The organism is Pseudodesulfovibrio sp. JC047 (assembly GCF_010468615.1).
Lineage (GTDB): Bacteria > Desulfobacterota > Desulfovibrionia > Desulfovibrionales > Desulfovibrionaceae > Pseudodesulfovibrio.
This window is the reverse complement of sequence record NZ_WUEH01000022.1, coordinates 1-12,378: the sequence shown is the minus strand read 5'-3', so window position 1 is coordinate 12,378 and position 12,378 is coordinate 1. Positions and strand designations below refer to the sequence as shown.

Here is a 12,378-nt window from a genome sequence, read left to right as displayed (position 1 = left end):
CAATAATATGCTTTGCAAAAGAGGGGAAGAAAAAAAAGAATGAAAGGAAAGGAAAGAAAAGAAAAATGGGAGGAAAAAGGAGTGGGACGATCACAAAAAAAAGCCGGGCCTTATGCGGAGTTTCGCACAAGGTCCGACCTTTTTTTTATCGTCGTATAAAGGCGTTTGTGTCGCGTTAGCAGCCACACCCGCCGGAACCGGCTGAATCACATGAACCTGAGGATGAGCAGCTGCAACTTGCACCTTCGCCGCCACCGATCGGGTTTTCCGACTCCACCACGAATCCGTAGTAGGTCATATCGATTTTGATTTTGCCGGTTTGTTCCTGTAATTCCTTGTCAACAAGGAAGGTCAAACCCGCGGCTTCAATGACTTCGTCTTTATCGTTAGGCTCATCCAGAGCCAGGGTCAGGCGTGGGCCAGATCAGCCACCCGCCGCGAGATACACGCGGATGGGGGATGCGTCCTTGTCCTGGAAGTAGCCTTCAAGCTGTTTTTGAGCAGCTTCTGTAACTTCGAACATGTTTATTTCCTCCTAATTGTGGTCGGGAAAGGAAGAGGTAAGGTTAATAGGAGTAATTGTCAAATCGAAAGTTGCATATTCTCGGTCGAGATGTTGACCACCCTTGGTGGTATGGGCTACTTTCCTCAATCCCGAGAACAGCGAATAACGGAGCGAGGCCACCACGATGAAAGAATGCGGGACCATCTTGTCTGATAGAGAAATGAGCCGGACGCTTGAGCGGCTGGCTTTTGAAATTTATGAACGGCATGGCGACGACGAAACCGTTGCCATTCTTGGAATTCAACGGCGTGGTGCCGATTTGGCCGAACGGTTGAAAAAATTGTTGGATGAGCGTCTGGGGCGCAAAGTACCGCTTGGCAAGCTCGATATCAATCTGTACCGCGACGACTGGACCACCAATCTGGAATTGGCCCCGACCATCAATTGTTCTGAAATCGGGTATGATGTCGAAGGTCGGACGATCGTCTTGGTGGACGACGTACTCTATTCCGGGCGGACGGTTCGGGCCGCGCTTGAAGCCATTTTGGATTATGGTCGTCCCCGGTGTGTTGAATTGCTGGTTCTGGTTGACCGGGGCCACCGCGAATTGCCCATTCAGGCGGATTATGTTGGCAAGCGGGTTGATACGTTGGGCGACGAGCACGTTAACGTGTTGGTGGTCGAGCGGGACAATGAAGATAAAGTCTGCCTGGTGCGAGGCGAATAGTCATGGCATTCACTCCCTTGGAGCGAGACCCGATTCCGTTGCCGTGCATCACGCTGGTGGGCATGGCCTCTGCCGGGAAGTCTACGCTCGGCTCGTTGTTGGCCAAGCGTCTTGGTTGGGGACAGCTCGACACGGATCGGTATCTTGAATCATATTATGCCATGCCGTTGCAGGTGCTTCTTGATACCCACGGTCTGGATGAATTCCTGCATATTGAAGAACAGCTTGTTTCTGAATTGAATTTGACCCGCACGGTCATTTCAACGGGTGGAAGTGTCATCTATGGTCCCAAGGCCATGGCGCAGCTCAAGAAGCTTGGTCCAGTGGTTTTGCTCGACATTGACGAAGCCACTTTTGTCAAGCGCGTGGGCGATGCTGAAAATCGGGGACTTGCCATCAGTCCGGGCACGACCATGCGCGACCTGTATCATGAACGGGAGCCTTTGTATCGAGCCGCCGCTGACATTGTGGTCAGCACCGTTGAGAATACTCCGGAAGAAAGTGTGGCTCTCATTCTCGAACACGTGGATTTTGCATGAATAAATTGACCCCCAAGGCGGCTTTTCGCAAACTGGCTGCCATCTATGATACAATGGTTGATCGGTACAATGATGTGGCCGAGCCGATTGGAATGCGGTGTGACGGGTGTGGGGACAACTGTTGTCTCTCGTTTTTCCAGCACCACACCTATGTGGAATGGGCCTACATGTGGGAGGGGTTGAAGCAGCTCCCAGCCGATCGTCTGGAGTCCATCAAGGACAAGGCTCAGGCCTATGTGGAGCAGGCGCAGGCAGCACTGTCTCAGGGCCAGCGGCCGCACATCATGTGTCCCCTGAATATCGATGAGAAGCAGGGCATATGTGGATTGTACAAGCATCGGCTCATGATTTGCCGGATGCACGGCGTTCCCAACATGCTCGTCAAGCCCACCGGGCAGGCCATCCATTTCCCGGGGTGTTATCGATGTCAGGATCTTACCAAGGACATGGAGACTCCGCCTTTTGTGGATCGCACCCCTCTGTACAAGAATCTGGTCATGCTGGAGATGCAATTTGTCGGGAAAAAGCTCCAACAACTCCCCAAAGTGGACCACACTATTGCCGAAATGATCGTCCTTGGCCCGCCGAAGCTTCGATAAGCGGCCGATTGCATCGTTGCTGCGGTGAATTCGCGTCCTCACGTACTGAAGAGTACGCTGCGGGGCGAATCCCCCTTGCGCCTCCCACTCGACCACTTCTCGAAGCTTCGGCTTCATGTGGTTGTGTCGTGATGGGGTAAAGCGTCTTTGCGGGGCGAAATCATTGGCCGATTGCATCGTTGCTGCGGTGAATTCACGTCCTCACGGACTGAAGAGTCCGCTGCGGGGCGAATGCTCCTTGCGCCTCCCACTCGACCACTTCTCGAAGCTTCGGCTTCATGTGGTTGTGTCGTGATGGGGTAAAGCGTCTTTGCGGGGCGAAACCATTGGCCGATTGCATCGTTGCTGCGGTGAATTCGCGTCCTCACGGACTGAAGAGTCCGCTGCGGGGCGAATCCCCCTTGCGCCTCCCACTCGACCACTTCTCGAAGCTTCGGCTTCATGTCGTTGTGTCGTGATGGGGTAAAGCGTCTTTGCGGGGCGAAACTGTTGGCCGATTGCATCGTTGCTGGTTTTGATGGCTCGAAGAGATTGGTGTGGGGATGAAGTCGTGTGCGTCGATCGTTCGACTTCTTTTCCATGATCTTATGCTTCGTGAAGCGCCAGCAAAAAGCCGATGAAATCCGTGATATTTGCCTGTCTGGCACTGATGTAGTGTGCCACCCAGTGGCCGTAGTTCATTGTCTGGCCATACACGGGATACATGTGGTCTGGACCGCCAAAGGACAACCCGAATGTTTCGGCGACCCGGGGATTCATCGGGAGATGGAATTCCGGGAACGGGTCACCCAGGGCTTCCAATGTTGCGTCCGGGGGCGGAGTGAATCCCAGTTCAGTCAGAACACCTTTGGCCGCGTGGTTCATGAGCAGTGGACCGGGGTGGTTGATGGTATTGAACAATCGGACCTCCCGGAATCGTTTTTCGATGATGTCGGTATATCGAATGGGCGTGTGTTGCTCTCGGGTCCGTTCCTGCATGAAGGTCTCGGTCAACCGCGTTGGGAGGTCATGTTTTGCCGCAATGTCTGAATGCAGGGCCAGAATCATGGTTTCTTCTGCCGGAAGGCCGAGGTCCACGAACGCGTCCAGATAGTCGCAGCGATAATCAAATCCCGGCCTGCTTGACCAGGTGGGCCAATAGCCGGTGAAAAACATGTTGGGAATGCACAGTGACCGGGCCGTGTCAGGTAGGTGTGAAAGCAGCGTGTGCGAGGCCAGATTCCCCCAGTCGGCAGAGAGATACTGATAGAGAAAGAGGGAACAGGTGTTCAGAAGATCCGATGGAATGGGTTCGTGAATATAATTGGTGAAAAGTCTGCATTCAAAGGTGTCGGAAAAATCAGCGCAGGTCATGAGCCGTTGAATGAGTGGCTCGCCCTGACAGTTGGCATGAACAATACAGAGTTTTCTTTTCATTATTTTGTGCAAGAATTGGTGAAAGAGTCTATAAACAGACGTCAATTTCCTAGCATGGTTCAAAAAGTCAGGCAATGGCGGAATTTGGGTATTTACAGCTGAGATTGGACAGGCTATCGCTCTTTTTTACAAAAAAATACATTGGGGAAATAGAGTATGAAGACGACTTTTGAAGCGGCTTTGGCCGCAATCAAACCGCTTGATGTGGCTCTTATTGAGAAGGGGCAGGCTCATCTGGATAATTTGACAAAGCCCTTGGGTAGCTTTGGTCGTTTGGAAGATTTGGCAATCCAACTCTTTCGGATTCAGGAAGGTCAAAAGCCTGTAGTTGACCCCATGCGGATTTATACCGTGGCCGGAGATCATGGTGTCAATGCCGAAGGGGTGAGTGTGTATCCTCAGGATGTCACGCGGCAAATGGTCTTGAATTTCCTCAATGACGGTGCCGGAATCAACGTCATGTCTCAGACGGTCGGGGCGCAACTTTTTGTGGTGGACGCCGGATGTTGCGGTGGTACCTATGAGGACCATCCCAAGCTCATTCAGGCCAAGGTCGCACCGGGAACCGCCAATTTGGCGCAGGGCCCGGCCATGACGCATGAACAGTGCCTTCAGGCTCTTGAGCTTGGTATTTCTCTGGCTGACCGTGCGCACGATGAAGGGGTGAAAGCCCTTGGAACCGGTGAAATGGGCGTTTCCAATACCACGTCGTCAACGGCCTTGTATTGTGCCTATTTGGGCCTTGATCCCGAATCCATGACCGGACCCGGAACCGGACTTGGTTCTGATCAGATAGCTTCCAAAGTCAATGTCATTCGGAAGGGGTTGACCGTTAATGCCGACGTGGTCGATTCTGGTGACGCCTTTGCGATTCTCGCTGCACTCGGTGGGTTGGAAATTGCGACATTGGCCGGTCTCGTTATTGGCGGGGCCAAGAATCGGCAGCTGGTGTGTGTGGATGGTTTCATTTCTACCGCAGCATATCTCGCGGCCTGGAAGCTGTGCCCCACAGTCAAGGAATATTGTCTGTTGAGTCACGCCTCTGCCGAGCCCGGGCACGCGACTGCGGTCAAGGCCATGGGACTCAAGCCCTATCTTGATCTCGGATTCCGTCTTGGTGAAGGGACTGGCGCGGCCTGTGCCATGTTCCTGGTTCGGTGCGCGGCCAATATTTACAACGACATGGCGACATTTGCGGACGCGGGTGTGGATGAAGCTGACGATTAAGTCGAATTATGGCAAATGTTCGTTGTTGAAAGAACTATTGAATTACTGAAATTATTGAAAAAAAGAGGCTGGATTATGTGTCCAGCCTCTTTTTTTGTGAAAGATTCCATTCGAATCTACGCATCGCCAAGATCTCCGGTGACGGCTTGTATGACGTCGCCTTTGGCGTTGTAGATGCCGGTGGCCTCAATTTTGACAAGTTGACGGGCCATTTCCGGGTTTTCCAAGACGTCCCGCTGAAGTTTGACCTTGCGAATGTTTTTGATTTGATCCGCCAGGTTCATGTTCTGTCTATCACATCCAGCAATTTCCATAATCCGAACCTCCGTGAGTGGGTGGTTGAATATATCGTATGCTGTTTTTATCGACGTGCCGGAGCAAACCTTTAGGGGATGGGCCGGGTCGCGGGGGATGCGTTCCCCCGGGAGCCGGATTCCAGTGAGTTTTTTCATAGAGTTATGTGGTGCAAAAAAAAATCGTCAAAAACCGCGAAATACGGTCGTTGGCGGCTATGATTCGCGATTATATACTTCGTCGAGGATTTCTTTGCCACCGGCTTTGCAGACCTGGTCGGCCAATTCCATGCCGAGGTCCCAGGCATCAGCGGCCTTGCCTTCGATTTCAAGACGAATGGGACGAGAGCCGTCCACGTCGGCTACGAAACCGGTCAGGTGAACCGAGTCGTCTGTGAGCACTGACCATGCGGCGATGGGAACCTGACATCCGCCGTCGAGACCAGTCAGAAAGCCCCGTTCCGCCATGACCTGCACCTTGGTGGGGGCATGGTCGAGGAACTGAAGCATCTCGATCAGTTCGGCGTTGTCGGACCGGTATTCAATGCCGAGCGCGCCCTGTGCCACTGCGGGCAGAAATTCGGGCGGGCCGAGTTCTTCCCGTTTGGGCGCGGAAATGCCGAGGCGTTCCAGTCCGGCTGTGGCGACCACAATGGCGTCGAAGTTGCCGTCCAGCAATTTCTGGATACGGGTGTTGAGGTTGCCTCGCAATGATTCGATCTTGAGATCGGACCGCAGCGCGGCGAGCTGGGATTGACGGCGTAGGCTGGAAGTGCCGACCACGGCACCTTTGGGCAGGCCTTCAAGTCCCTGATACTTGACAGAAAGCAGGGTGTCGGTGGAAGCACCGCGTTCCGTAATGATGCCGACTTCAAGGCCGTCCGGCAATTTGGTGGGAACGTCTTTCATTGAATGGACTGCCAATTGAGCGCGACCGTCCAGCAGGGCTTCTTCGATTTCCTTGACGAAGAGACCTTTGCCGCCGACCTTTGCCAACGGCACATCGAGAATTTTGTCACCCTTGGTCTTGATTTTCAGCAAATTCACCGTCAGGTCGGGGTATTTGGCTTCGAGTCGGTCCTTGATGTGGTCCGCCTGCCAGAGAGCCAGTTCACTGCCTCGGGTGGCGATGGTCAAATTTTTCATTGCAAACCTTTTGATGATAAAATGTTAGCCACAATTGGAGCAGTCCCCGCCGGAGCAACCGGAACACGGGGAGGTCGCGGAAAAGCTCGGACCCGAGTCGCCGCCGCCCGGATTGGCTGCCGGAGCAGAGGCTCCGCCATTGACCTTGGAGCGGACCGCGCTCATAAGTTTGCCCGTGTTGGCGGATTGACATTTGGGGCAGGGGGGACATTCATCCCGATCAAAAACGAGTTCTTCGAATTCGTGGCCACAATCGCTGCATTTGTATTCAAATATGGGCATGACATGCTCCGAAATGATGTTTTATACCGAATTGCCTCGGCAGAGAGTTTCCATAGCCGAAAAGGGCTGATCTGGCAATGTATCGCAATGAAGATAAGTCGTGGATAGGCCGTGTCCAGCTTGGAAAAAGGGAAATTCGTGGTCCTTTTTCTGGATGCGAAGAGGACTGCGTTCCATCGTAGGGAACAGGCAGATGATTCCCAGAAGTTTTTGTACGTGGTTTTCAGATAAGAAAACAGGCCCCGGAACTGCTGTTCAGGGGCCTGTGAAGATGTTTTGGGTCAGGAATTAGCAGACCTTGGCTTGTGGCCAGATTTCGTCCACTTTTTCAATGAGAACGATTTTGATTCGTTTTCGTAATTCGTCAGGAATTTCGCTTAAATCCTTTTTGTTTTGAGACGGGATCAGGACTTTTTTCATACCGCGTGATACCGCTGCGAGAATCTTTTCCTTGACGCCTCCCACGGGCAGGACTCGGCCTCGGAGACTTATTTCACCGGTCATGGCCAGGTCCGGGCATATAGGAATGTTGGTCAGGGCGGACACCAGTGCGGTGACCAGCGTGACGCCGGCTGACGGGCCGTCCTTGGGCGTTGCTCCTGCGGGAACGTGAACATGGATGTCCATTTTTTCCGAGAATCCGGGATCAATGCCATATTCTTCGGCCATGGTGCGGGCGATGGACAGGGCGGCCTGAGCCGATTCCTTCATGACATCGCCAAGCTTGCCGGTCAGGGTGAGTCGGCCTTTGCCGGGCATGGTCGTCACCTCGATGTGCAAGATCTCTCCGCCATATGGTGTCCAAGCCAGCCCCACAGCAACTCCCGGAGGCAGGGTGGTTTCCTTTTCATCGTCCAGAAAACGCGGCGGTCCGAGCAGGGTGTACAGGTTTTTGGCCGTGACTTTGAACGGGCCTTTTTCTCCTTCAGCCTTGCAGCGGGCCATTTTGCGACACAGGGTTCCGATTTCGCGTTCCACATTACGCAGTCCGGCTTCGCGGGTATACTCACGGACCACCTTGGCAATCAGTTTGTCGCTGATCGTCATTTCCTTTTCCTTCAGTCCATTTTCGGTGATCTGACGAGGAAGGATGTAGCGGCGGGTAATCACAGTCTTTTCTTGTTCCGTGTATCCCGGAATGCGGATGACTTCCATACGGTCCAGCAGCGGGCTGGGAATGGAGTCGAGCATATTTGCCGTACAGATGAACATGACCTTTGACAGATCAAACGGGACGTTCAGGTAATGGTCGGTGAACGTGAAGTTCTGTTCTGGATCAAGGACTTCCAGCAACGCAGAGGACGGGTCGCCCCGGAAATCCGAGCCGAGTTTGTCGATTTCATCCAACATGATGACCGGGTTGCGGGTGCCGCATTGCTTGATAGCCTGGATGATGCGTCCGGGCATGGCCCCGATGTAGGTCCGGCGATGGCCGCGGATTTCCGCTTCATCACGCATTCCGCCAAGGGACATGCGATGGAATTTGCGTCCCAGGGACCGGGCGATGGAGCGGCCAAGTGAGGTCTTTCCCACACCGGGAGGACCCACAAAGCACAGGATCGGCCCTTTCATCTTGGGATTGAGTTTGCGGACACTCAGGTATTCCAGAATGCGTTCCTTGACCTTCTCGAGATCGTAGTGGTCATCATTCAAGATGGTTTCGGCTTTTTTGATATCCAATCGGTCGCGGGAGGTTTTCTTCCATGGCAGTTCGGTCATCCAGTCGAGATAGGTTCGGATAACCGTGGCTTCTGAAGATTCGCCGTGCATGGACTCAAGGCGTCGGAGCTGCTTGATCGCCTCTTTCATGACATCCTTGGGCATTCCGGATGTGGTGATGCCCTTGCGAAGTTCTTCCATTTCTTCGGATTCATCGCCTTCGTCGCCCAATTCCCGTTTGATGGCCTTGAGTTGTTCGCGCAGGTAGAAATCGCGTTGCGCCTTGTCCATGCCCTCTTTGGCCATGGTTTGGATCTTGTTCTGCATACTGGCGACTTCAACTTCCTTGAGCAGTTGTTTATTAACCATCTCAAGGCGTTTCATGGGATCGTGGCATTCGAGGATTTTCTGGGCGTCTTCCACTTTCATGCGCAGATTGGACGCGATCAGGTCAGCCAGTCGGCCCGGTTCCGACACATTGTTCAGCACGGACATGATGTCCTGTGCCGAGATGCCCCGGAGTGTCAGTATCTTTTCAGATTGTTCACGGGAGGAGCGGACAAGGGCTTCCTGTTTCGCAGTCAGGGGTTCTGTTTCCGGTTCCGGCAGCGGTTCCAGTTCGGCGATGTGGTATGGGTCAGTGGACGAAAAACGGGTGACCTTGGCTCTGGCCAGACCTTGAACGAGGACCTTGAGTCGGCCATCGGGCATTTTGAGCATCCGCATGATCATGCCCACGGTGCCGGTCCGGTAGAGTTGTTCATCAGTGGGGTCTTCGACGGTTTCATCCTTTTGGGTCAGGATGAGGATGTACCGATCGCCGGACAGGGCCGCATCAACGGCCTGTACCGATTTTTCACGGCCCACGAACAGGGGCAGGATCATGTAATTGAAGACCACGATATCCCGCACTGCCAAAACCGGCAGAGTATGAGGAATTTCAGACGGGTCAGGGCCGGTCATGCCGGTTCCGTCGCCGAAGAGTCCTGCGTTGCCGCCTTGGCTCGTCAGGGCTTCGATGATATCCGGTAATTCTTCACCACCGGATTTTTTTGTGTCTGATTCAGGTTTTTTTGGTTTGTTGGCCGGAGCCTTATCTTTGACGATATCCGATTTCTTTCGCTTGATTCGCGTGGGGCGGATTGGAGTCTTTTTGTTCTTTTTGCTCAAGGGGATAACCTCTCATTTGAGTGCAAACAGCGTGTGTTACACCTAATAAGTCGTTAAATCCTGTTTGCAAGTATATTATTTTTGTGAAAAATGCCTTTTTAGTGACAAATGACGAAAGCCGCGAGTTCGGTATCCGTTTCGGACCAGGAAAGATCCATGCGCGAGACCCGTGCCAATGGTGGTCCTTCCCGAAGGCGATTTTCAAAGTCTTCAAGGGCGGTTTTTCTCCCGTGTGCCAGGACTTCGACGGTCCCGTCCGGGCGGTTGCGAACCCATCCCACGATCGCGTTTTCTTTCGCGACATCTCGAGTCCACGCCCGAAACCAGACTCCATGGACCTTTCCATGGATGATGGCGTGGAGTTGGTGGGTCACAGATAGCCCTCTTCATAAAAACTGCAATAGGCTGTGTCCGTGACCACGATATGATCGTGGACAGTGATATCCAGACTGCGCGCGGCTTCTTTTATCATGCCTGTCAGCAGCACATCTTCCTTGGAAGGGGTTGGGTCTCCGCCGGGGTGATTGTGTGCCAGGATGATGCTGACTGCTTCCAGACGGAGTGCCATGGCAATGATTTCCCGGGGGAATACCGGAGCCGCGTTGACTGTGCCGTTACCGATCTTTTCCCACGCGATAACGCGATTTTTCGAGTCCAGAAATGCGGTCCAGAATTCTTCGACTCCCTTGCCGCCGAGTCGGGCCATGGCCGCCTGAGCCACGTCTCTGGGATCGGACAACGGTTGCCCGCTTCGGGCCTGGGTTTCGCCGATCCGGGCGTATAATTCCTGTAACAAGGCCCAGTGGACGGTAACGGCTGGGCCAATGCCTTTGATGGTTTTCAATTGATCGGGACGCGCGGTGATGGCGTCCTTGAGTGATCCGAATCGATCGATGAGTTCTTTTGCCAGGGGTTTGGTGTCCCGGCGAGGCAGGACCTGTGCCAGCACGAGTTCCATGATTTCATAATCCGCCAAGCTACGGCTATTGTCCACGAGTTTGGCCTTCAGTCGCTGACGATGGCCGAGGTAATGCGGCGTATCGGGTTTGGTCATCGGTTTCGGCGGGCGGGTCTTTTGGGTTGAAATACATCAATGAGTCCGGCCATAAGGATGTCCAGTGCTTCTTCGTATTTGCGTTCGCCTGTTTTGAGAGAGAGTTCGGCTTCCAATGCCAGATCAATCATGCGGGCTACGCCGCGATTGCCGAGTTGCCGCGCGACCGGTGCCTTTTTTTTGAGCATGTATGGGTTGCCTTTGGGATTTTCTCCGTTGGCGAGCATCCAGTACATTCGGGCCTGGCTGGCCAGAAATCCGATGAGGTTGAACAGCATCTGGTCCTTGGCTGATTTGGAATGGTCGTCCAGTACGCGCTTCCAGATCGCCACTTCGGCACCGGGTTGGCTCAAAGCGTCCATGAAATCGAAAAAAGGCATTTCGCCGGTTTGGGCCACGAGATCGACATATTCCTTGCGAACGACTCGTTCGTCACCCGTCGCAAGTTCTATTTTATCGAGTTCCAATCGTGCGGCCACGGCATCCATGGGCAGGGCAAAGGCCAGTGCTTGTCCCGCGCCTGGTTCAAAGGTCAACCCTTCACGGGCGGCCCACGCCTTGACAAAGTTGGTCAGTGACCGTTGATCCAGTCCTTTTGATTCCCAGAGCCATTGCTCTTTTTTCGCTTTTTTGAAAAGCCCTCGGCGAGACAATGCCACGGGGACTGGCGGCTTTTTCCCTTTCCACAACCCTTCAAGGCAAAAGACTGGAAAAATGTCTGTGCCAAGTCCTTTGACGCTTGCGTCGAGTTTGTCCCAATGTTCGGCTTTGAGTGTATGTGCGCGCCGGACAACGAGGACTTTGGGCTGGGGGAACAGTGATTTGATGGTCAAATCTGTCCAGAATGTATTGGGCAGTGGGTCTTCGTCGTCACCCCAAAACGTTTTTGTCTCCCAGTTGGTTTGGCCGGAAGCCTGGAGGCGTTCTTCGATTTGGGCCTTGATGAGCTGCGGGTCAGGGCAGATCAGGAATAGGTATTTGGGACGGGTCATGACGCACCTAGTAGTTTTGGGTCATACGGTCAGCCAGTCGTCGGATACCGAGTCTGGTGACTTCCGCATCGGCCTGGGCTTCGTCGCCAGTGAAAAAAGGCCACGTTTGTGAGATTTCGCCTGATCGCCAAAGGACCGAGTCATCTATGGTGGCGTAAATGGTTGCCTCGAACGAGAAGGAGGCCACGGAGCGCAGGGTTTCATCGTCGCCGCCAGCAACCGCTGTGGGGCGATTGTAGCGAGTGATTTTGATGGAGATGACAGAGTCGGCGGAATTTTGCGTATCGACCCAAGTGATGGTGCCGCGGTTATTCAATTCGTCTCGGAGCAGCTTGCGCAGTCTCGGTTCCAGCCACGACAGTGTGGTTGGATTGGAAATTTCGCGGACTGCGAGTGTTCTGTATTCTGGTGGCAGGACGGAAGTGCCGCCTTCGCCAAAGGAATAGCCGCTACACCCGGTCAGAATGAGTATGAAAAAAAGTGCGTAATATCGAAGACAGGTCATGCGTGTTCTCCATGTCGGGCTTTTGAATTGATGAATACTAATGGGAAATGGAGGAAAGGTCTACTTTGATATAGGGGGGAAGGGGGGTGCTTCGAGCAGCCGGCCTTTGAAGAGAGGGGATGCCGCTTGCAGCGGCGATGTTTTTTTGAAGAGGAGAGAAGAAAAAGAATGCGCCTTTGGCGCGGAGCCAGGGTGGGTGCTGCGCACCCGAACCGCTTCCACGCCCTCCCGGCGGGGGCCGTTTTTTTGTTGGGGCAAATTGTC

At 53.7% G+C, this 12,378-nt stretch carries 15 protein-coding genes; 4 read left to right on the top strand and 11 right to left on the bottom strand.

Annotated elements, in window-relative coordinates; genetic code table 11:
- Positions 1-175 precede the first annotated feature (175 nt).
- On the bottom strand, positions 176-523 hold the full coding sequence (locus GO013_RS17270; protein ID WP_163811948.1) for an IscA/HesB family protein: 348 nt from the start codon (positions 521-523) through the stop codon (positions 176-178).
- A gap of 166 nt (positions 524-689) precedes the next feature.
- Between GO013_RS17270 and pyrR the strand changes: the two genes are divergently transcribed.
- The 3 genes from pyrR to GO013_RS13400 are packed head-to-tail and all read left to right on the top strand — an operon-like array spanning position 690 to position 2,370.
- Positions 690-1,232: a bifunctional pyr operon transcriptional regulator/uracil phosphoribosyltransferase PyrR gene (pyrR, locus tag GO013_RS13410; protein ID WP_163811947.1), complete on the top strand. Its 543-nt coding sequence runs from the start codon at positions 690-692 to the stop codon at positions 1,230-1,232.
- 2 nt (positions 1,233-1,234) lie between these two features.
- Positions 1,235-1,771, top strand: coding sequence for a homoserine kinase (gene thrB, locus GO013_RS13405; protein WP_163811945.1), 537 nt, complete (start codon positions 1,235-1,237; stop codon positions 1,769-1,771).
- A complete protein-coding gene (locus GO013_RS13400) occupies positions 1,768-2,370 on the top strand; it encodes a hypothetical protein (RefSeq protein WP_163811943.1) in 603 nt (200 codons plus the stop codon). The genes thrB and GO013_RS13400 overlap by 4 nt, the downstream gene beginning before the upstream one ends.
- A gap of 585 nt (positions 2,371-2,955) precedes the next feature.
- On the opposite strand, the gene GO013_RS13395 is transcribed toward GO013_RS13400, so the two are convergent.
- Entirely contained in the window at positions 2,956-3,786 is an 831-nt protein-coding gene (locus tag GO013_RS13395; RefSeq protein ID WP_163811941.1) for a WcbI family polysaccharide biosynthesis putative acetyltransferase, read from the bottom strand.
- A gap of 156 nt (positions 3,787-3,942) precedes the next feature.
- On the opposite strand from GO013_RS13395, the gene cobT reads away from it, so the two are divergent.
- On the top strand, positions 3,943-5,013 hold the full coding sequence (gene cobT / locus GO013_RS13390) for a nicotinate-nucleotide--dimethylbenzimidazole phosphoribosyltransferase (protein ID WP_163811939.1): 1,071 nt from the start codon (positions 3,943-3,945) through the stop codon (positions 5,011-5,013).
- A 116-nt stretch (positions 5,014-5,129) separates the two neighbouring features.
- Here the strand turns inward: cobT and GO013_RS13385 are convergent, their stop codons facing one another.
- From GO013_RS13385 to GO013_RS17045, 9 genes are all read right to left on the bottom strand, one after another.
- A complete protein-coding gene (locus GO013_RS13385; RefSeq protein ID WP_163811937.1) occupies positions 5,130-5,327 on the bottom strand; it encodes a hypothetical protein in 198 nt (65 codons plus the stop codon).
- A 195-nt stretch (positions 5,328-5,522) separates the two neighbouring features.
- On the bottom strand, positions 5,523-6,452 hold the full coding sequence (hemC, locus tag GO013_RS13380; protein ID WP_163811935.1) for a hydroxymethylbilane synthase: 930 nt from the start codon (positions 6,450-6,452) through the stop codon (positions 5,523-5,525).
- 24 nt (positions 6,453-6,476) lie between these two features.
- Entirely contained in the window at positions 6,477-6,734 is a 258-nt protein-coding gene (locus GO013_RS13375; RefSeq protein ID WP_163811933.1) for a zinc ribbon domain-containing protein, read from the bottom strand.
- Between the two features lie 288 nt (positions 6,735-7,022).
- The gene (lon, locus tag GO013_RS13370) at positions 7,023-9,563 is read right to left on the bottom strand and encodes an endopeptidase La (protein WP_163811932.1); all 2,541 of its coding nucleotides are present in this window, start codon (positions 9,561-9,563) and stop codon (positions 7,023-7,025) included.
- A 98-nt stretch (positions 9,564-9,661) separates the two neighbouring features.
- A complete protein-coding gene (locus GO013_RS13365; protein ID WP_163811930.1) occupies positions 9,662-9,937 on the bottom strand; it encodes an acylphosphatase in 276 nt (91 codons plus the stop codon).
- Positions 9,934-10,617, bottom strand: coding sequence for a DNA repair protein RadC (radC, locus tag GO013_RS13360; protein ID WP_163811928.1), 684 nt, complete (start codon positions 10,615-10,617; stop codon positions 9,934-9,936). The genes GO013_RS13365 and radC overlap by 4 nt, the downstream gene beginning before the upstream one ends.
- Positions 10,614-11,609 (bottom strand): DNA polymerase III subunit delta, encoded by a 996-nt coding sequence (locus GO013_RS13355; protein ID WP_163811926.1) that lies wholly within the window; start codon positions 11,607-11,609, stop codon positions 10,614-10,616. Before GO013_RS13355 ends, radC begins: the two co-directional genes overlap by 4 nt.
- 7 nt (positions 11,610-11,616) lie before the next feature.
- Positions 11,617-12,114 carry an LPS assembly lipoprotein LptE gene (gene lptE, locus GO013_RS13350; RefSeq protein ID WP_163811924.1) on the bottom strand — a complete coding sequence of 166 codons (498 nt, stop codon included), beginning with the start codon at positions 12,112-12,114 and terminating at the stop codon, positions 11,617-11,619.
- 60 nt (positions 12,115-12,174) lie between these two features.
- Positions 12,175-12,378 (bottom strand): hypothetical protein (locus GO013_RS17045; RefSeq protein WP_203529615.1); only part of this gene is annotated, 204 nt, incomplete at its 5' end.